The organism is Komagataeibacter diospyri (genome assembly GCF_043995075.1).
Lineage (GTDB): Bacteria > Pseudomonadota > Alphaproteobacteria > Acetobacterales > Acetobacteraceae > Komagataeibacter > Komagataeibacter diospyri.
The window spans coordinates 791,957-809,578 of sequence record NZ_CP171836.1 but is presented as its reverse complement, the minus strand read 5'-3'; the positions used below and the strand labels follow the sequence as shown (position 1 = coordinate 809,578).

General features: G+C 58.8%; 21 protein-coding genes. 8 read left to right on the top strand and 13 right to left on the bottom strand.

Annotated elements, in window-relative coordinates; translation table 11 throughout:
• Nucleotides 1-165 precede the first annotated feature (165 nt).
• On the top strand, nt 166-1,173 hold the full coding sequence (locus ACE2AA_RS03770) for an aldo/keto reductase (protein ID WP_395371254.1): 1,008 nt from the start codon (nt 166-168) through the stop codon (nt 1,171-1,173).
• A 181-nt stretch (nt 1,174-1,354) separates the two neighbouring features.
• Here the strand turns inward: ACE2AA_RS03770 and ACE2AA_RS03765 are convergent, their stop codons facing one another.
• From ACE2AA_RS03765 to ACE2AA_RS03730, 8 genes are all read right to left on the bottom strand, one after another.
• On the bottom strand, nt 1,355-1,660 hold the full coding sequence (locus ACE2AA_RS03765) for a CcdB family protein (RefSeq protein ID WP_039733263.1): 306 nt from the start codon (nt 1,658-1,660) through the stop codon (nt 1,355-1,357).
• Nucleotides 1,661-1,861, bottom strand: coding sequence for a type II toxin-antitoxin system CcdA family antitoxin (locus ACE2AA_RS03760; protein ID WP_010512663.1), 201 nt, complete (start codon nt 1,859-1,861; stop codon nt 1,661-1,663). It lies immediately after the preceding gene.
• A 259-nt stretch (nt 1,862-2,120) separates the two neighbouring features.
• On the bottom strand, nt 2,121-2,687 hold the full coding sequence (locus tag ACE2AA_RS03755) for a DNA-3-methyladenine glycosylase I (protein ID WP_395371252.1): 567 nt from the start codon (nt 2,685-2,687) through the stop codon (nt 2,121-2,123).
• Complete coding sequence (alkB, locus tag ACE2AA_RS03750) at nt 2,684-3,313, bottom strand: DNA oxidative demethylase AlkB (protein WP_395371250.1); 630 nt, start codon at nt 3,311-3,313, stop codon at nt 2,684-2,686. Before alkB ends, ACE2AA_RS03755 begins: the two co-directional genes overlap by 4 nt.
• The gene (locus ACE2AA_RS03745) at nt 3,303-4,007 is read right to left on the bottom strand and encodes a 2OG-Fe(II) oxygenase (RefSeq protein ID WP_395371249.1); all 705 of its coding nucleotides are present in this window, start codon (nt 4,005-4,007) and stop codon (nt 3,303-3,305) included. The genes alkB and ACE2AA_RS03745 overlap by 11 nt, the downstream gene beginning before the upstream one ends.
• A complete protein-coding gene (gene ada / locus ACE2AA_RS03740; protein ID WP_395372117.1) occupies nt 4,004-5,092 on the bottom strand; it encodes a bifunctional DNA-binding transcriptional regulator/O6-methylguanine-DNA methyltransferase Ada in 1,089 nt (362 codons plus the stop codon). The genes ACE2AA_RS03745 and ada overlap by 4 nt, the downstream gene beginning before the upstream one ends.
• Nucleotides 5,093-5,097: 5 nt before the next feature.
• Nucleotides 5,098-5,712 (bottom strand): DUF1203 domain-containing protein, encoded by a 615-nt coding sequence (locus ACE2AA_RS03735; protein ID WP_395371248.1) that lies wholly within the window; start codon nt 5,710-5,712, stop codon nt 5,098-5,100.
• Between the two features lie 241 nt (nt 5,713-5,953).
• Entirely contained in the window at nt 5,954-6,553 is a 600-nt protein-coding gene (locus tag ACE2AA_RS03730; protein WP_395371246.1) for a TetR/AcrR family transcriptional regulator, read from the bottom strand.
• A gap of 90 nt (nt 6,554-6,643) precedes the next feature.
• Here ACE2AA_RS03730 and ACE2AA_RS03725 point away from each other — a divergent pair, with 90 nt between their 5' ends.
• Nucleotides 6,644-7,870 carry an FAD-dependent monooxygenase gene (locus ACE2AA_RS03725; protein WP_395371245.1) on the top strand — a complete coding sequence of 409 codons (1,227 nt, stop codon included), beginning with the start codon at nt 6,644-6,646 and terminating at the stop codon, nt 7,868-7,870.
• 594 nt (nt 7,871-8,464) lie between these two features.
• Nucleotides 8,465-8,839 carry a VOC family protein gene (locus tag ACE2AA_RS03720; RefSeq protein ID WP_395371243.1) on the top strand — a complete coding sequence of 125 codons (375 nt, stop codon included), beginning with the start codon at nt 8,465-8,467 and terminating at the stop codon, nt 8,837-8,839.
• A gap of 64 nt (nt 8,840-8,903) precedes the next feature.
• Here ACE2AA_RS03720 and ACE2AA_RS03715 read toward each other — a convergent pair whose 3' ends face one another.
• The 3 genes from ACE2AA_RS03715 to ACE2AA_RS03705 all read right to left on the bottom strand — a co-directional run bounded on the left by ACE2AA_RS03715 (nt 8,904) and on the right by ACE2AA_RS03705 (nt 12,022).
• Nucleotides 8,904-10,637: a tannase/feruloyl esterase family alpha/beta hydrolase gene (locus ACE2AA_RS03715; protein WP_395371241.1), complete on the bottom strand. Its 1,734-nt coding sequence runs from the start codon at nt 10,635-10,637 to the stop codon at nt 8,904-8,906.
• 196 nt (nt 10,638-10,833) lie between these two features.
• Nucleotides 10,834-10,968: a hypothetical protein gene (locus tag ACE2AA_RS03710; protein ID WP_395371239.1), complete on the bottom strand. Its 135-nt coding sequence runs from the start codon at nt 10,966-10,968 to the stop codon at nt 10,834-10,836.
• Nucleotides 10,969-11,209: 241 nt separating this feature from the next.
• Complete coding sequence (locus ACE2AA_RS03705) at nt 11,210-12,022, bottom strand: AraC family transcriptional regulator (RefSeq protein ID WP_395371237.1); 813 nt, start codon at nt 12,020-12,022, stop codon at nt 11,210-11,212.
• Between the two features lie 150 nt (nt 12,023-12,172).
• On the opposite strand from ACE2AA_RS03705, the gene ACE2AA_RS03700 reads away from it, so the two are divergent.
• A complete protein-coding gene (locus tag ACE2AA_RS03700; protein ID WP_395371236.1) occupies nt 12,173-12,868 on the top strand; it encodes an O-methyltransferase in 696 nt (231 codons plus the stop codon).
• A gap of 479 nt (nt 12,869-13,347) precedes the next feature.
• Here the strand turns inward: ACE2AA_RS03700 and ACE2AA_RS03695 are convergent, their stop codons facing one another.
• Both ACE2AA_RS03695 and ACE2AA_RS03690 read right to left on the bottom strand, forming a co-directional pair.
• Nucleotides 13,348-14,430: an AbrB family transcriptional regulator gene (locus ACE2AA_RS03695; protein WP_395371234.1), complete on the bottom strand. Its 1,083-nt coding sequence runs from the start codon at nt 14,428-14,430 to the stop codon at nt 13,348-13,350.
• A gap of 9 nt (nt 14,431-14,439) precedes the next feature.
• The gene (locus ACE2AA_RS03690) at nt 14,440-15,009 is read right to left on the bottom strand and encodes a hydrolase (RefSeq protein ID WP_141299874.1); all 570 of its coding nucleotides are present in this window, start codon (nt 15,007-15,009) and stop codon (nt 14,440-14,442) included.
• A gap of 119 nt (nt 15,010-15,128) precedes the next feature.
• Here ACE2AA_RS03690 and ACE2AA_RS03685 point away from each other — a divergent pair, with 119 nt between their 5' ends.
• The 4 genes from ACE2AA_RS03685 (at nt 15,129) to ACE2AA_RS03670 (ending at nt 17,569) form a co-directional block, all read left to right on the top strand.
• Nucleotides 15,129-15,758 carry a TetR/AcrR family transcriptional regulator gene (locus ACE2AA_RS03685; RefSeq protein WP_141299872.1) on the top strand — a complete coding sequence of 210 codons (630 nt, stop codon included), beginning with the start codon at nt 15,129-15,131 and terminating at the stop codon, nt 15,756-15,758.
• A 183-nt stretch (nt 15,759-15,941) separates the two neighbouring features.
• Nucleotides 15,942-16,193, top strand: a complete 252-nt coding sequence (locus tag ACE2AA_RS03680; protein WP_395371231.1) for a hypothetical protein — start codon at nt 15,942-15,944, stop codon at nt 16,191-16,193.
• Nucleotides 16,190-16,480, top strand: coding sequence for a transposase (locus ACE2AA_RS03675; protein ID WP_395371229.1), 291 nt, complete (start codon nt 16,190-16,192; stop codon nt 16,478-16,480). The genes ACE2AA_RS03680 and ACE2AA_RS03675 overlap by 4 nt, the downstream gene beginning before the upstream one ends.
• A 147-nt stretch (nt 16,481-16,627) precedes the next feature.
• Nucleotides 16,628-17,569, top strand: a complete 942-nt coding sequence (locus tag ACE2AA_RS03670; RefSeq protein ID WP_395370702.1) for an IS1595 family transposase — start codon at nt 16,628-16,630, stop codon at nt 17,567-17,569.
• The last annotated feature ends 53 nt before the right edge of the window (nt 17,570-17,622 follow it).

The following is a 17,622-nucleotide window of genomic DNA, read 5'->3' as shown; positions in this document are numbered from 1 at the left end:
AATCGTTACAAGTCCAGTCCGCCATGAGGCGGTTATCGTCCGTCCGCCTGTTTCATCAAATAGAAGATTCGTTCCAAAGGACGAAAAGCTGCACGGAAGAGAGGTTATCGAAAGATAGCCTGTGTGGTAGGGTTCTGCTTCAGGAAACAGGGATTTTTCTTAAGTATGAAATTGCGGCAACTTGGTAAGAGCGGCCCTCAGGTATCCGAAATCGGTCTTGGGTGTATGAGCATGTCCGGCATGTATGGTCCGGCTGATCGGAAAGAAAGCATCGCTACCATCCATGCCGCGCTGGACGCCGGGATCACGCTTCTCGACACCGGCGACTTCTACGGCATGGGCCATAACGAGATGCTGATCGGTGAGGCGATCAGGGATATTCCTCGCGACAGATTCCTCGTCAGCGTCAAGTTTGGTGCGATGCGCGACCCGGGTGGCAACTGGGGTTCCTACGACGCACGGCCTGCCGCCATGAAGAACTTCCTGGCCTATACCCTGCAACGGCTCGGGCTTGATCATGTCGACATCTACCGGCCTGCACGGCTGGACCCGGCAGTGCCTGTTGAAGAGACGATTGGTGCCATGGGCGAGATGGTTCAGGCCGGTTATGTCCGGCATATCGGTCTTTCGGAAGTTGGCCCGGAAACCATCCGTCGCGCGGCTTCCGTCCATCCGATCAGCGACCTTCAGATTGAATATTCGCTGATTTCACGTGGCATTGAGGACAAAATTCTTCCTGCCTGTCGTGAACTCGGCATCGGCATAACAGCCTATGGCGTGCTCGCGCGTGGTCTGATCAGCGGGCACTGGCAGGGAGCGAAGGGTCCAGGGGACTTTCGGGTTCGTAGTCCCCGCTTTCAGGAAGGCAATGTCGAGCGCAATCTGGCCCTTGTGGAGACATTGCGCGAAATTGCAGCCACCAGGGGCGCGAGCGTGGCCCAGTTGGCAATTGCCTGGGTGGCCGCACAGGGTGACGACATCGTTCCACTTGTAGGAGCCCGCCGGCGCGATCGGCTCTCCGAGGCGCTGGGTGCGCTTGATCTTGCGCTGACGCCCGACGATCTGGCTGCTATCGAGCAGGCTGTTCCCAAAGGGGCTGCGGCCGGAGAACGCTACGATGCGAAACAGATGGCGGTGCTCGACAGTGAGAAATCGGGGTTGGGGGAGAGTTAGGAGCAAGATAGAGCCGGTGCAGGTATCTGGGCCGCCCGGCTCTCATCTCTACTGCCTTTACTGGCGGCGCTCTTCAGCTTTTTCCAGATTGGCAGATACAGACACTTACGTCCGCTTTTCGGAATTTAGCATGGTGCTTCCTGTGTCCAGCATGACGGCGTAAGCCGATCACCGTCGCGTTTCAGAAACCTGTGAGAAGCAGATCGAGCGCCTGAGTAATTTCGTCCTGACAAAGCGACAATGAAGCAATGACCTTCTTCAGATCATGGTCAGGAACTGCAGCCATAAACTGCGTCATCATGACGAAGGGACAGTCGTCAACCATAAACACCGGGTTCAGCCTCTTTGCAGGTTTTGGTGCGGTTCGCTGCGGCAGCAGCGGAACAACGACACGGGTACCCAAGGCGTCCAGAAGATCTGCCTGCACGTCCAGAACGAAACGTGCTTCTCCCCGTCCAGCCAGACGATACACGTCAAAACGGGCCATTTAGAAGTTCCGATAGTCCGCTAGGGGAAGCCCGTTCTCTTCAACATACTGCCGTGAGGCTTCGAGAGAAGCGCGATTGTCTGCCAGCCATTGCTGAGCACGGATCGACGCGATAGCTGACTTAAGCCCCTGCTCGCAGGCCTGCGATATGTTGAGATCTAACGACTTGGCTTCTTCGAGCAGTTGAGCAGGTAGCGTCACATTTGTGGGGCGACGTGATGGAGTGCCGGAATGTACGCGAACCATAACTTTGCTCCTATATACTGGTAGCCAGAATGTAGCACATGTTTATGCGCATTTGTATATCCATATTTTTACGCGAAGGTATGACCGCTTTCTGGAGGCCTAAGCGGCTTTTCTTATGACCGACATGAGGCGCAAGCGGACTGTTTCTATCGATGATAGAAGGTCAGGCGAAAACGGGACCAGGCACGATCCACCCTACAGGGTATCGTGTCCTTCACTTCCCCCTGGTCCGACAGAAGCATTCAGTTTCATGATCATTGATGAGGCCGCAGGCCTGCATCCATGCATGCACGATCACCGGTCCTACAAAGCTGAACCCGCGCTTTTTCAACGAAGCAGAGAGTTCATTCCCTGCCATCGAGCGCGTTGCTGCGCCTGACCCGTCCCCCATGACCGGTTTTCCCTGCACACTGTCCCACACAAGACCGGAAAAATCCTCACCTGCTTCCTGTATGGCCAGATAGGCACGGGCATTGCGGATCACCGCCCTGATCTTGGCCTGCGACCGGATGATGCCCCGATTGGCCAGCAACTGACCGACTTCCTTCTCGCCATAGCCTGCCACGATTTCCGGCCTGAACCCGGCAAAGGCCTCACGAAAAGCCTCCCGCCTGCTCAGAATGAGCCGCCATGACAGGCCAGCCTGAAAACCGTCGAGCATCAGCTTTTCCCACAAAGCCCGGGAATCATGCTCCGGCACCCCCCATTCGGTATCATGGTAGGCCTGCAGCAGGGCATCCGTGCGTGCCCAGTGGCAGCGTGTACGTTCGTCGCTGGTCATCGCGCCTTGCGGAATGTCAGATTGTAGCGATAGGTGCCATTGCCGGGTGGTAGCGGTTCAACCCCATGAAAATTCAGGCGTGCCTTTCCTCCCCATACCATCACGTCCCCTTCATGCAGCATTATACGTCGTCCTGGGTCATTCCGCATCAAGCCGCCCCAGAGGAAAATGGCCGGAAGCCCGAGCGATACGGATACGATTGGCGCGTTCATATCCCCCTCATCCAGATCCTGCTGCAGCGATAACCGGGCGCCCGGGGCATACCGGTTGACAAGACAGGTATCGGGAAGAAAATCCACGAAGCCTGCGCGCGTAGCGGCCTCACGCGCCAGTTCGCAGAATACAGACGGCATCTGCGGCCATGCCTGCCCGGTGTCGGGATCAAAGGATGTGTAACGATATCCCATGCGGCTGCTTGTCCAGCCAAACCTGCCGCAACTGGTCATGGCAACCGACATGCGCCGCCCACCCGGCGTGAGCATGTGCCGGAAAGGCGAACAGGTCGCGATGGTCCGGATGTGGGCAAGCAACGTCGCCACCTCTGCCGCAGTAAAACCGGGAAGGAACAGGGCACCGGTGGACAGCACCATATCATCACGCGCTGCGCCAAACAGGTCAGGCTGCATTATGGAAGATGATCCCCAGCGTATGACGGAGCCCGGTCCGGACAGGGCTGACACCGTGGCGCAATGTGACGCGATAACTGCCGCGCGTGCCTGTTTTTGGCCTCTGATTGACAGCAAACAGCACGCCGTCGCCCTGCCTGAGGGGCACGACATCCACACGCGACTGCATGCGGGGCCTCTGCTCCGTCAGGACGAATTCTCCCCCGGTGAAGTCGCTGTCCGGGCACGACAGCAGAACGACAAGCTGGATTGGAAAAACATGCTCCCCGTAAAGATCCTGATGCAGGCAGTTATAATCACCTGGCCCATATCGTAATAATAGCGGTGTGGGCCGCACCTGCCCCGCCGCGTGGCAACGGGCGAGGAAAGTCTGGTGATCCGCAGGAAAACGGGGCATCAGTCCCATGCGTTCCATCCAGAAGTTCGCGGTCGGAACGAGCAATGGATAGATTTTCTCGCGCAATGTCGCGACCAGAGGCGGCAGGGGATAGGAGAAGTAGCGGTATTCTCCGCGCCCAAATCCGTGCCGCGCCATGATGATACGGCTGCGAAATCCTACCTCATTGGCATAGAGGGCCGAAAGGGACTGGCACGCGGCCTTATCCAACAGTCCGGGAAGCAGCGCCCAGCCATCCCCGTCCAGCCTGCCGGAAATGTCCTGCCAGTCCATCGCTGCAAGACTGTCCGGCCTCATGCGTCCTTTTCCCGTTCCAGCAGTGCTTTCTTGCGCGCAACGCCCCAGCGATAACCCGATAATGTGCCGTCCCTGCGCACGACGCGATGGCAGGGAATGGCGACAGCCAGGGCATTGGCGCCACAGGCATTGGCAACCGCCCGCACGGACTCCGGATGACCGATGGCCCTGGCGATATCGGTGTAGGTTGCAGTCTGGCCCGCCGGGATGGCCCGGAGCGCGTTCCATACCCGCTGCTGGAAGGCCGTTCCCCGGATATCAAGCGGTAGCCCCAGCCCGATGGCGGGCGTTTCGACGAGACCTACGACCTGTGCAACATGATCCTCGTAATCAGGGTCCGCGCCGACCAGTTCCGCATTGGGAAAGCGGTCCTGAAGATCACGGGCCAGCCGGTCCGGATCGTCCCCCATGAGGATCGCCACGATCCCCTGCTCCCCTGAGGCGACAAGGATCGCGCCGAGCGAACACTGTCCGATGGCAAAGCGCAGTCGTTCTGCCGGAGCACCACCGCGCAGGGCACCGGGCTTCATGCCAAGCAGGCTGTCAGCCTTTTCATAAAAACGGCTGCTGGAATTATAGCCAGCCGCATAGATGGCTTCCGTCACGGTCGCAGCGGAGCGCAGAGCACCACGCAGGCGTTCCGTGCGACAGGCTTCGCCATACTGACGGGGCGACAGCCCGATAATACGCTTGAAGACACGCTGCAAATAGGTGGGACTGAGACCCGCTTCCTGTGCCAGCACATCGAGCGTTGGAGGCGTCTCGCTGGCTTCGATCATTCGGCAGGCCCCCACCACCAGTCCGTTATGACTACTTTCAGCAAGCGCGCCATCCGGGTTGCAGCGTCGGCATGGACGTGCCCCTGTCGCACGCGCTTCATCGACGGTACCATGGATACATGCATTTTCCGCGCGCGGTCTGCGCGAGGGGCAGGACGGTCGGCAGTAGATCCCCGTGGTGATGACGGAATACCAGAACAGGCCATCGGCCGTTCTGTCGCGCCTGAGTATCCTCTCCCATCGCGGATCCCGTGCGGCAGATGAAGGTGCGTCCGCCCGAACAACCGTTGGTGTCCCTGCGTGCATCGGTCTCACGGCTGTTCCTCCTGCACCCGATCAATGCGAACTGCATAACGCCCGTGTGTGGCATAGCGAGCATGAAGATACGCGGTTTCCGGCCTGTCAAAAAACTGTTTGATCAGAAATTTCAACTGGGTACTTTCCGCGATCTCAGCTTCAATCATGTCATGCCCGATATCAAAGGTCCGCAATGCTACGAGGCGAATTCTGAGTGAGTCTGGAATGATGTTGATCTCATCATACTGCGCCTCTGCACCTTTCCTGACAAAGATGGCATGGCTTGACCGGCATGACGTCTGTTCGGGCTGATGCATGTGATTCAGAAACAGCACCGTTTCTCCCGGTTTGGCATCGCGCAGTTCAATACGATCGGGAAAACCGGAAAGTCTGTCGGCGATATGACGTCGTACATTCCGGGCATTCAGTTCGGCATCGCTCATGCCATAGAAGCGGCGGAAAGGAGCCGGGGGCTGGCCAGTTATACGGAATGACATGGTGATCTCCGGTCGATTGTCTTTCTGCTTGCGACCGTAACCGCGTCCCCAGAGCCCGGCACTCCGAACCTTGCGATCAAATTCGAATTTTTGCGGGTCTGTCAGTCCCCGACTGACAGACTGATTTTTCACATGGCAGGCATTTATCAATCATGCCCGATTTATTGGAATTGTCCCGCAGTTTAGGAGATTTTTAGCGCCAGTTGCCACAAGGCAGTATCCGCCTTGCGGTTTGCGTTACCATATTGTGGACGGCCTATCGCAATGGAGCAGTCCGATGGTTATTGCCGGTATTCGTTCCCACTGACTGTCGCCAAGACCATACCGAATTCCTCCCTTCAGGGGGATGGAGCCGCCAATACGTGAAGACACGTTATATTTGAGAAGAAGGCTTATCCCGTCGCACCAGTGGCAGGAAGATGTCGTCGACAATCTCGCGGATAGCGTCATCAGACAAGGGCTGAAATGTCATCATCATCTCATGCCGGGCGAGATCCAGCGGAAGTGATGTAATCCGCGGCGTGAGACGGGCTGGATCGATTTCGCCACGTTCGATTGCCCGTCCGATGACGGCATGGAACTGGCTGCCGTCCACAATGCGCGCCCGTATGTCGGCAAAGCTCGACCGTTCGGCCACAAGATCCTTCTGCATGTCGAAGAACAGTTGCAGGTCCCGGGATCCGGCGCGATCCGACATGCAGCGGAGAAGATGACAGAGCTCTTCGCGCAGGCTGCCCATATCCGAGATGACAATATTCGCCCGCGCGAATTGCTGCGCGAGTGCCGCCGTCGCAAGTGCCGTGCGGCTGGGCCAGCGCCGGTGCAGCACCGGTCGACTGGTTTCCGCACGGCGCGCGACGTTCTCCATCGTCAGGCCGGCGTAACCGTGTTCCGCCAGTTCCGCCCATGTCGCTTCCAGGATCGCCTGTTCCAGCGCTGCGCCGCGTCGGCGCGTCCGTCCTCGCACTCTCATGATACTTCGTTAAGATGCATTACGAATCTTATTGCCTCCCGTCGCGCGCTCATTAAGATGCACATTGAATCTTATTTATGGAGAAATAGCATGAGCAAAGCCAGGATGCCAGCACGGCGCCGGTCCGTCCTCATCTCCGGTGCCAGCATCGCGGGGTCGGCGCTCGCCTTCTGGCTCGACCGTTATGGGTTCGACGTGACGGTGGTCGAGCGGGCGCCGACCATCCGGACCGGTGGATACCCGATCGATGTTCGTGGCACGGCGATTGACGTGGTCGAACGGATGGGTCTGCTGCCGCAGATCCGCGCCGCCCATATCGCATCCCGAACAATGAGCTTCGTGGACCGGGCAGGCCAGGTCATTGGCAGCGTGCCGATCTATGAGGCAATCGGCAGCGAGGCCGAACGCGATGTCGAACTGCCGCGCGGCACGCTGACGACGCTGCTCCATGACGCGACATGTAACGGCGGCGTCGATTACTGTTTCAACGATTCAATCGACACTCTCCATGATGACGGTAAGGGCGTCGATATCAGGTTCGCCAGCGGCCGGCGGGCACGATACGATATCGTCATCGGTGCGGACGGTCTGCACTCACGCACCCGCCGTCTGGTCTTTGGTCCCGAGGCATCGTTCAACCATTCCCTTGGTTTCTGCTTCAATCTCTTTTCCATGCCAAACGATAAGGGCCTGTCGCACGGCGGGATCGTTCATGCCGAGGCGGGGCGCACGGCCGGCATCTGGGCGGTTCAGGATAATCCAAGGGTTTTCGGCTTCCTTGCTTTTACAACAGACGAAGCGCCAGGTTCCGCCTGCCGTAATACGGAAGAACAGATCCGGCGCACGCGGGCCGCCTTCGCCGACATGGGCTGGGAAGTTCCACGTCTGCTTGGTGCGATGGCGACAGCCGACGATCTGTATTTCGATTCTGTCAGTCAGATCCGGATGCCTTACTGGTCGAAAGGGCGCGTGGCGCTGGTGGGCGATGCGGCATTCGCGCCATCCTTCCGGTCAGGACAGGGTAGCAGCCTGGCATTGGTGGGCGCCTATGTTCTGGCAGGCGAACTGGCTACGCATGACAGTCCGGAAGAGGCGTTCGCAGCCTATGAGCGCATTGCACGGCCCTTTGTCGAGGCGAACCAGGCACTGGCAACCGATGACAACGGGGCCTTCTTCCTGCCAAGAACGCAGAAGGATATCGAGACACGCGACCGGGTCCTTACCGAAATTACGCGGAACGGCACGGCTGGCATGTTCGACAATACCAAGGCGAGGGTGCATAATTCGTTACGTCTGTCAGACTACGCGTCTGTGTAACGAGATTACAGGCATTGGCGATGAAGGCGGCGGAAATTGCCTGTCTGTCTATTGCATCCAACAGACAGGCACGCTGATGGATAGGTTTTTCTCTCAGGAGCCGGCGGGGGGGGGTGTGCGTCCGATCAGGCGGGGTGTTATCCTTTTTTACGTAGAGAGGCTGCCGTACGGTGCGCCTTGAGATGTGCGCCGTTGATGTAAGGTGCTTCATCGGACAAGGGTATCAGTGTCTGTCCGCATTCATATGCTGGGTCGAATGGGTTGCGGCGCGCCGGTCAGTCCCTCTCCCCGCTTTCCAGCCGAGGCACATATACAGACCTGAAAGCGGCCCACGTCTTTGCTCCAGCTTCCGACTTTACGGCCAGAATGCAGTCTGGCAGAAAGAGAGCGCCGAAAAAGACGTATGTCGGTCTGGTAAGCCCGACGCCCTGAACATGGTTCTGATCACGCTCTCCTGCCAGAGCAGATCCCGCGGCCGGATCACATGGTTCAGACGCCATGATGTGACGGCTGTCGCGCGTCCTGTCCTCACGGGGACAGGATGGATCACCCGTTCACAGGTCCGCCTGCAACGCATGATACAGGGCTTTTCGGATGAAGCTGAACCATATCAACCTCTGCACCAGCAATGTGCTGGCACTGTCTTCCCTGCTTGAAAAGCATTTCGGATTTGTCCTTGAGGAGACACGCGGGCAGCACGCCTTTGCCCAGCTTACTGGCATGGATGGCATGACGCTGATCCTGATGGACATGAGCAAAACATCCCAGACCTACCCGCGCAATTTCCATATCGGGTTCATTCTCGATGATCCGCAGGAGGTGCGCGCCAGACATGCCGGCCTGTGCGCCGACGGCTATCTGCCGGGACCGGTGGAGGTCATGACGCGTGGGCGTGACCGCTGGACCCTGTTCTATCACCCCGCAGGTGACGACCTGCTGATCGAGGTCAGTGCGCCGGAACCGGTGTGAATATCGCGCCCGTCGCCTGCCTCACGCCGCCCGGTATCAGATGCCGGGCGGCTGGCTGTTCCGGTTACTTCGTGTCTTCTCCAGCAAGCTTTCCGTCCCGGACGCCATACTGCTTCTGATTATCCGGTCCGATCAGCGACGAGGCATGGCTTGCAAACGTCATGGGCAGGGAGACGGGTGACTTTACGGGGCGGTAATTCCCTGCATCATTCACATCCCCTGCCCCGACATACTGCGCAATGTAGGGGTAGGGATAAACCGGCCGGCTCGCGATCGCTGCCGCATCCGGCCGGGCGTAAGGCTGGCTGGGCATGGGGGCCATGTGAATCTGTCCCCCTGCTGGCGGCTTGCCGTGCCCGCCCGGCGGGGGGCCCATCGGTCCGTTACCCTGCGCCGTCCGTTCGGTGCGGATGGCAACGGGTGCAGCCCCCGTTTCCGTCCAGGCCATGAGCGGGGTGAGAAAATCAACCTGCGGGAAGCCCTCGCCATTGCCACAATGCCCCACACCGGGCAGCAGATAGAACTTCAGGAAACTGTCGGTCTGTTCCGTCCCCATTTCCCGCTGCACGCCCTGATAATAGGCAATGGTGTTCAGGGGCGAGATCGACTGGTCTGCCAGACCGTGCCACAGGATAAGGCGACCGCCACGCTTGTGAAACGGGTGGAGGTTTGTGTTCTCGGCATTATACAGCGGCGCCAGTTCGGTCATGTGGGCGAAGGATGTGTCATCAAAGCGGAAGCGGGCCAGATCAGCCGCTTTTTCATCCACTTCAGGCGGAATGACGTAAGCAATGGCGGAGGCAGCAATGCCCTGGCTCATGGACTCACCTCGCGCTGTGGCTGGCAGCGCCCATTGCAGTTCCGATCCCGGCAGCGGGCCACCGATGATGTAGGGATGCCCTTCCCCGTCCGTAGCCCCTTTATACAGTCGCAGTGCTGCCTGCGTCTCCTCCGCCGTCAGGCAGTGTGACGTATCGCCCTGCCCTGCCGGGCACTGCACCCATGCGGGATCAAAATGGCAGGTGCGTGGTTCTTCCAAAATACCGTCTTTTACGCCCGATAGCGTATCGCAATGGCGGATGACGGCATCATGCAGCACACCAACGCGGCTTTGCAGCAGGATACTGGTGCCATCGGCACGCTGGTTCCCGCGCACGTTCCATGCGTGGTAGAAGGAATTCTGCACGGTAAACAGCGCAGCCGGAGCCCCTGCGGAAATACCGTCAAAATCCTCGGGGAAACGCTGCGCCTCCATCAGCGCTTCACGCCCGCCATCAGAGCAGCCGACAAAATAGGAATATTTCGGAGCCTGCCCGTAAAAGGCTGCCGTCAGGGCCCTGGCCGCCAAGGTGGTGACATGGTTGGCGCGATAGGCGAAATCGATACGTTTTTGCGGGTTCCTGCCAAATTCGCCTTGTGCCAGCCCCATCATGGAACCGGTATGCCCCATATCGTCACCCGCCATGACAAATTCGCCATTTAGCGCCGGGACGCACGCCCCTGCATTGCTGACGCCTACATGGGTCATCCCGCACAGACCACCGCAACCACCGAGCAGGAAGCGCTGGGTCCAGTGCTCCATGGGCAGATCGACTTCAAAGGAAATGGTTGGCGCGATCTGGCCCGTGACCTTGCAGAATTTACCCTTTGGGGTCTGGAGCAGGGTAGCCTTCTGGCCGTGAATCCCAGCGCCAACGGCATGTGTCAGATCGAAATTGCCCAGTGCCTCACATGACAGGACGGGTTTCACCACAGGCAGGATGGCAATATCCGCGGCCCGCGCCGGGTTAGGATGCATGGAGAACAAACCGGTCCCCATCCCCACAATCCCCAGAAAGGCCGTCAGCTTTAGAAGTATTCTTTTCATCGCAGGTAAAATGTCCCGTTCAGTCGTCCGTTTGATTCGGTTCATGAACCAGAATTACGCGATGCCGCACCGAATAGAATGTATGGATTTGCAACAAAGGTAACTTTTCACCGTATCCGGCAGCCTGTTACCCTGCCGCGTCCCATTCCTCCTTGTAGCCAAATCCGTTCCTGTTATCGGTTGTCTTGAAATAATGCGGCGTAAACGCCCGGTAGACAGGCCGAAGATGGGCCGAAATGGAAAACTGATCAGTTACATCCATGAACGTCCCCTGCAGTGGCATCTGGTGACGGCCGAGGCCGGTACGCATGATGTCATTAACGATCCCAGCCAGATCCAGGCACAGGATGACCAGACAATTGACGCCGGAACCCTGACCCTGAATCCATTAAAAGCGAGGATGGCGCTCCCTGCACAGTCATTACCTTTGACCCTCTCGTTTTACCGCGAGGCATCCAGCCGTCGAATGATCCGATCCTGCAGGTCCGGTCATACCGGACTCTCTAATGACGCCCGGCATATCGCTCGGCCATATAGCGCCCCGGAGACATGCCCAGCACCTTGCGGAACATCGTCACGAAACTCGGGACACTTTCGTAACCAAGATCCCCTGCGACCTGCTGGATCGTTGCGCCATCCGCCAGCCATCTGACGGCAAGCATGACGCTCAACTGCTGGCGCCAGCGACCAAAACTCATGCCGGTCTCCCGGCTGATCAGGCGTGACAGGGTGCGCTCGCTTACTCCAGCCTGTCTGGCCCAGATATCGAGCGTTTTCCGCTCACCAGGGGAATCTGTCATCATGCCGGCAATCCCTCGAAGACGCCTGTCAGCAGGCATGGGAAGATGGAGATCCTCAACCCTGGCCCGCGCGATTTCATCAAGCAGCACGTCCAGCAGGCGTGCGTTTGCGCCGTTTTCTTCGTAGTAGAGCGGCAGTTCAGATGCCCGCACCAACAGTTCACGAAGCAGCGGTGTTACGGCGACCGCACAGCAGGTTTCAGGCAGGGCAGGACCAAGAACAGGATCAATGAACGCATTATAACCCTCAAGCGCGCCGCTTGTCCTGATCGCATGACGTGTCCCGCCCGGTATCCAGATGGCACTACGCGGAGGAACCACCCACAACCCGCCCTCCCCCTCGCAGGTAAGCGCGCCGCGTTGCACCAGCATGATCTGGCTTTTGGCATGACTGTGAAAGTCCAGTTCCATGCTCTCAGCCTGCCCGGCCGCATAACCGTAGGTTACGATTGCCCGGGGAACGTCATCCGGTTCGATCCAGTCTTCCGTCTTCGGCAATGCGTTCAGCATGGGCATGGACGTATCTTTGACGGCAGGGATCAGTCTGGCAAGATTGAATAACAATCTGACCTGATGTCTGAATGACGCCATATCCATGCAGGGCTATTCCTGAGCACGCAATCGAGCGAGACCTTCAGGGTCCGGGCATCTGCGAAAGGATACCCCATGAACACATTGGCCACCAATCCAGTCGTCACCATTTTGGAAACGCTGCACAGGGAGGCAGCAATCTCGGACCGTGAACTCATGGAAACCATGATGGCGCGCCTTAACGCACCGGAAACATCGGCAGATCAGGTGATGGCAGACCTGTTTGCCAAGGAAAAAGCAGACTATCGGAGCGTCTATCACGACTATGCCGACAATTTTCTCGCCGTCTCGCCGCGCTACGGTCAGTTTCTCTACATGATGGCGCGGGCCTGCAAAGCCCGTCGGATCGTGGAATTCGGCACGTCGATGGGAATCTCGACCATTTATCTGGCCGCAGCCTTACGTGACAATAGCGGTGGGCAGTTAATCAGCAGCGAAATGGAACACACCAAGGTGACACGGGCGCGGGCCAGTCTTGATGCGGCGGGGCTGGCGGATCTGGTGGATATCCGTGAAGGGGATGCGCTTGAAACGCTTCGCAGCATTGAGGAACCAGTTGATTTTCTCCTGCTGGATGGCGCGTTCTCGCTCTATCTGCCGGTTCTGAAACTGATTGAGCCCTGGTTGGCACCCGGTGCGGTGGTCTTCGGCGAAAATGCGTTTGATCCGGACTACCTCGCTTATCTGGATAACCCGATAAATGGATATCTGTCCCAGATGCTGCCGCTGGATGAAGGTCGGGGCAACGGGTTCGCTGTCAGGGTTGGGTGATGTTGCCCTGAGCACGTCTGTCGATCATCGCACCCGCCATTTCCTGCTCCCGGACGGAGAAGTCGCAGATGCAGGCAACGGCTGTCAGCCTGCTTTATTCGTAACCCTTGCACGTTCTGATGCGCGCCATACCTCCCGGTGCCGAAGCAGTCGGTAGCGTGGCTCGCCTGTCTGCTCCTCCAGCATTTCTACCGCGTCTACCCAGTCCGTACGGAAATGGCGAAAATCCTACAGCAACGCGCACCAGAGGATCAACATGCGTGTGGTAAACGAAGCTATGACGCCCTTGGAAAGGGTATGACCGTTAAAACGGGAATACGACGAACGAAGACGCGGCGAGATCTGTGACTGAAGCGAATGACCATACCCCGGTGGACAGATGGCTGCTCCCATCATCCACCAGCAACAGTCGTTAAGTCCCAGCATCTGCGAGTGTGCAAGGGAGGGAGCTGCCATATCGGTTCTTCAGCAGTCCCCTCTTACCCTTTCGCCTGTTTTCGCGACATGTCGTGTTGCCCTTTTCCCGACGATCTACGTGATAGAAAACGCGCCAGGGCCGGCCCGGTGACCAGAACGCAGAAAAACCGGGCGACCTGCATGGCAATGACGAAAGGCATATCCACTTTCGTGGTCGAGGCGATGATGGAGACGGAATCAGCCCCACCAGGGCTGGTTGCAAGATAAGCCGTCAGCAGATCCACATGCGCCAGTCGGGCAAGCACCAATGCAAAGCCGCCACACACCGTAATCAGCGCGAGGATAGACCCCAGCACGCGCGGAAAGACACGTCCGGCATAAGCCAGCACATCTGGCGTAAACCGCATGCCGATGCCCCACCCGATCAGGGCATAGGCCGCGACCAGCAGAAGACGCGGCTGTTCGATCGGCAGATGGGCACCAAGCCTTGCGGCCATCCCGATCCCCATGGGCACAAGCAGTCCCCCGGCCGGCACACGTAGACGGGTGCCCAGGGCGCTCCCTGCCAGTGCAATCACCAGCGCCAGTAAAGCCCCCTGCCATGAGAGAGTCTGCACCACGACCAGTGGGGCGGACGGCGTTCCTGCCACGCGCGCAACAACAGCCGCTATGACGGCGCAGCAGGCCACGCGCAGATATTGCATGAAGGCCACGAGCCGCATATCCGCCCCGTATGATTCCGCCATCAATGTCATGACCGTGGCCGCACCGGGTGACGAGCCCCAGATCGCGGTAGTGCCGGGAAGCAGGCGTGAGCGCGTAAGCAGCCAGCCGAGAAGAGCTGCCGCCGACAGGGTAGAAAATGTCCCGGCGACAAAGACCGGCCAACTGGCTGCCATTTCGTGAAAGATCGAGGCTGAAAGATAGCTGGCGATCATGACCCCGACCACGCCCTGTGCGCCGAGAAAGGTCCAACGGGGAATACGGACCGCACCACCTCGTATGGCCAGTACAACCGCTGCCCCCAGTGGTCCCAGCAGCGGCGCGGCGGGCAGGCGTAAGGCGGCCAGAAGCGTACCGAAAACCAGCGAAAGCAATGCCAGTACGCCCCATCGGCCGGCCAGCAGCCATGCAGACGGCCCCACCCTCACCGCTTAACCGCCAAACACGATTGTATCGGAAGGCAGCACGCGTGCGATCCGCGGAAGGATGGAGCGGATGGAAACATCATGAAGGTCTGCTGACAGGCTGGTGCAGAGATCCTCGGCAATGACGATGTGATAGCCAAGTTCCCAGCCATGCCGTGCAGTGGATTCAACACCGAAATTCGTGGCGATGCCGCCCAGCACGACCGTCTGGATGCCCCGCCTGCGAAGCTGCAGGTCGAGTTCCGTGCCTGTAAACGCGCCCCACTGATGTTTGGTGATGACAATATCACCGGGCGCCACCAGCCCGTCGGCCAGGTGCGCCCAATCCTCTGGCAGGCTGCCTTCCGGCGGGCTTAAGGGCTGGTCGGCGGAACCCGGCGGTGCGTCGGCAAAGTCGGGTGCAAACGCGACCCGAACCAATACGACCGTAGCACCTGCATCCCGGAAGCGGGCAGCAAGCGATTTACCGTTCTCCAGCACCTGCGACGATTGCCGCGGGGCGGTTGGCAGGGCCAGTATGCCATTCTGCAGGTCAATGAGGACAAGGGCGGTGGTTCGCGGGTCAAATCTGTTCACGGATCGGCGCCTTCAGGCTAGGTACGGATACATGGTCGGGTCGAACATCGACCCGCAATGGGAAATCGGTTATGCGAGGACTGTCTCGTATAAAAGAAAGTTGAGGGTACCCTCGCATTATGTCAAGCCCACCCCGTTCATCGCCACTCGCGCCCAAACGGCAGCGCGGACGGGACCGCGTTGAAGCGATCCTCGCAGCCGCGACAACGGTCTTTGGCGAGAAGTCATACGAGGCGGCGACAATGACCGAGATCGCTGCCCGCTCCAGCACGGCGATCGGTTCGCTTTACCGTTTCTTCCCGACCAAGGACGTGCTGGCCGCCGCAGTGCTCGAACGTTATGGCGCGCGGCTACTCCATGCTCTGGATGGATTGATCGACCGCGATCCGCCGCTGTCACCAACCGACGCGTCGGAAGGACTGCTGGACATCATCCGGCGTCTGCGGACGGAACGCTCAGTCGTCCTTTCCCTGATCGACAGTGGGATTACCCTGCCAGATGGGACAGGAACGCTTCGCAAGGCGCTGATCGGGCGCATGAGCCAGCTGTTGTCACGGCTCGGTGGCTCTCCGGGCCCGCATGACGAACGGGCGGTGATGCTGCTGCATCTGGTCAAGGCGATCTTTGCCCTGCCACAGGATCATTCGATTCCTCGCCCTGCCCAGGATGAGGAAGCCGTTACGCTGCTGCGGCTCTATCTGGAACACGCGCTCGCCTCCTGCCGGTCCGGGTCAGAAGTCGCTCCGTAACCTCTGACTCTGCACACAGCCGATCGGTATTTCCAGCCGTCGTGTCATCTGGATCAAACGGGTCTGTTTTTTAAATTATAAGGGGCTGGCATAGGTAAGCCAATAAAGGGTTGACATATCATCTGAAAGTACGCCGTCGCAGCCGGTTGGCACTTGTCATCCAAAAACGGAATTCTGGAGCACGTGGCGGCGGGTACGCCTGCGCGCAGCGCTGCGGAGATCATTGGCATCAACTGCAATACAGCGACCCTGTTCTACCGCAAGATTCGGGAAATCATTGCCAGGCATAATACTCTAGAAGCGTCGCTTGCGGGAGAGGTCGAAGTCGATAAGAGCTATTTTATTAGACATCGCAAAGATAAAAGGGCCTGGTTACTGCCGGAAAGGTCGCCGTTTCCGGACTTCTCAAGCACGGTGACTACCTCCACTCCATGATGATCCCCGATACGGGAAGCCAAACGCTCATGTCGGTCATCCGCAGGAAGATACGACCGGCTTCAATCGTTTATTCGGATTCATGGCATGCCTACCGGACGCTTGATGTCTCTGAGTTCCAGCATGAAAGGATCAACCACGCCAGATGCTTCAGCGAAGGGCATAACCATATCAACGGCAGGGAGGACTTCTGTGGAATCAGGCGAAACGGCGTCTGCGACGATACACTAGACGATTACGGGCATCATTCGCGATACCGACCTCGACGGGGACTGTGGCGGGCATAGCCCGCGCCACGACATTGTTCTCATAGAAGCCTGCACCGCAAATCAAAGAAACTTCCCGCGTATCAACAAGACAGCACGGCCTTACCGGGCGTGTTTTGACATCCCATATGAACTTGAGTGGCTGGAGTTCTGGTGATGTTGAAGGTCATGAAAGGTCTGACAGACGTTGAGTTCGAGCGTCTCTACAGCACGGAAGAAGCCTGTATCGAGGCGTTGATGATGGCGCGTCGGGAGGCATTGATGGCCTGCCCGTCCTGCGGCCACGATCGCAATTACCTTTGTGGTCGCCGGGTGGGATGCACATGCTGCAACCGTCGCTGGTCGGTCACGGCCGGCACGGTGATGAACGGGACAAAACTTCCCCTCACGACCTGGTTCCGGGCCATGCATATCATGACCAGCACCAAACAGGGCGTCTCGGCTATCGAACTGGGCCGTCGGCTGGGCGTGAGCTATCCGACGGCGTGGTATCTCGCCAAACGCCTGCGTCGCGCCATGACCGAACGGGAAACCCGCTATCTTCTCGGTGGTTCTGGTCCGGACGGTGCCCCGGTCGTGGTCGAGGCAGATGATGTCTATCTGGGCGGCGAGCGCAACCAGGGCTCGGGTCCGGGAGGCAAGACCAGAATGATCGCCGCGACCGAGCGATATGAAGACGGCCGTATGGGCCATGTCGCCATGAGGATGGTGGCTGGCTTCACCAGCAGGGCGGTGCGGGCATTCGCCGATACCTGCCTGACGGCAACCGTCAGGGTTCATACCGATGGCCTGAAGGCTTTTCTGGCTTTCGGCACATCTGTGCGATCCCATGTGGTCACTGTCAGCGGCAGCAGACGCCCCTCCCGACAGCGCACCGCGCCGTTCCACGGCCTCAATACCGCCATCGCCAATCTGAGCACGGCCCTCAAGGCAACGCACAAGGCCATCGCCCCGCAGCATACATCCGATTATCTCGGCGCTTTCTGCTGGACCACAAATCGAAGGCACAACATGCCCGGCATGATCCACGCCGCATGCCGGGCCGTAGCAACCTCTTCAATCCTTACCCGCCATCGCGCATACGACGAAATGCCCGTGCTGCTTGGTTGATAAGCGGGAAAGTTTTTGGGTGCCGCCTTTTTTCATAGTTTCACCAGAAACCT

Bases quoted from the DNA above. Each gene is read 5' to 3' on its own strand.
- ACE2AA_RS03770 (WP_395371254.1), top strand. From the start codon at position 166: ATGAAATTGCGGCAACTTGGTAAGAGCGGCCCTCAGGTATCCGAAATC.
- alkB (WP_395371250.1), bottom strand. From the start codon at position 3,313: ATGCAGCCTGACCTGTTTGGCGCAGCGCGTGATGATATGGTGCTGTCC.
- ACE2AA_RS03745 (WP_395371249.1), bottom strand. From the start codon at position 4,007: ATGAGGCCGGACAGTCTTGCAGCGATGGACTGGCAGGACATTTCCGGC.
- ada (WP_395372117.1), bottom strand. From the start codon at position 5,092: ATGCACGCAGGGACACCAACGGTTGTTCGGGCGGACGCACCTTCATCT.
- ACE2AA_RS03715 (WP_395371241.1), bottom strand. From the start codon at position 10,637: ATGCATCCTAACCCGGCGCGGGCCGCGGATATTGCCATCCTGCCTGTG.
- ACE2AA_RS03685 (WP_141299872.1), top strand. From the start codon at position 15,129: ATGTCAAGCCCACCCCGTTCATCGCCACTCGCGCCCAAACGGCAGCGC.
- ACE2AA_RS03730 (WP_395371246.1), bottom strand. From the start codon at position 6,553: ATGAGAGTGCGAGGACGGACGCGCCGACGCGGCGCAGCGCTGGAACAG.
- ACE2AA_RS03765 (WP_039733263.1), bottom strand. From the start codon at position 1,660: ATGGCCCGTTTTGACGTGTATCGTCTGGCTGGACGGGGAGAAGCACGT.
- ACE2AA_RS03710 (WP_395371239.1), bottom strand. From the start codon at position 10,968: ATGGATGTAACTGATCAGTTTTCCATTTCGGCCCATCTTCGGCCTGTC.
- ACE2AA_RS03700 (WP_395371236.1), top strand. From the start codon at position 12,173: ATGAACACATTGGCCACCAATCCAGTCGTCACCATTTTGGAAACGCTG.
- ACE2AA_RS03720 (WP_395371243.1), top strand. From the start codon at position 8,465: ATGAAGCTGAACCATATCAACCTCTGCACCAGCAATGTGCTGGCACTG.
- ACE2AA_RS03725 (WP_395371245.1), top strand. From the start codon at position 6,644: ATGAGCAAAGCCAGGATGCCAGCACGGCGCCGGTCCGTCCTCATCTCC.
- ACE2AA_RS03670 (WP_395370702.1), top strand. From the start codon at position 16,628: ATGAAAGGTCTGACAGACGTTGAGTTCGAGCGTCTCTACAGCACGGAA.
- ACE2AA_RS03675 (WP_395371229.1), top strand. From the start codon at position 16,190: ATGATGATCCCCGATACGGGAAGCCAAACGCTCATGTCGGTCATCCGC.
- ACE2AA_RS03755 (WP_395371252.1), bottom strand. From the start codon at position 2,687: ATGACCAGCGACGAACGTACACGCTGCCACTGGGCACGCACGGATGCC.
- ACE2AA_RS03705 (WP_395371237.1), bottom strand. From the start codon at position 12,022: ATGCCCATGCTGAACGCATTGCCGAAGACGGAAGACTGGATCGAACCG.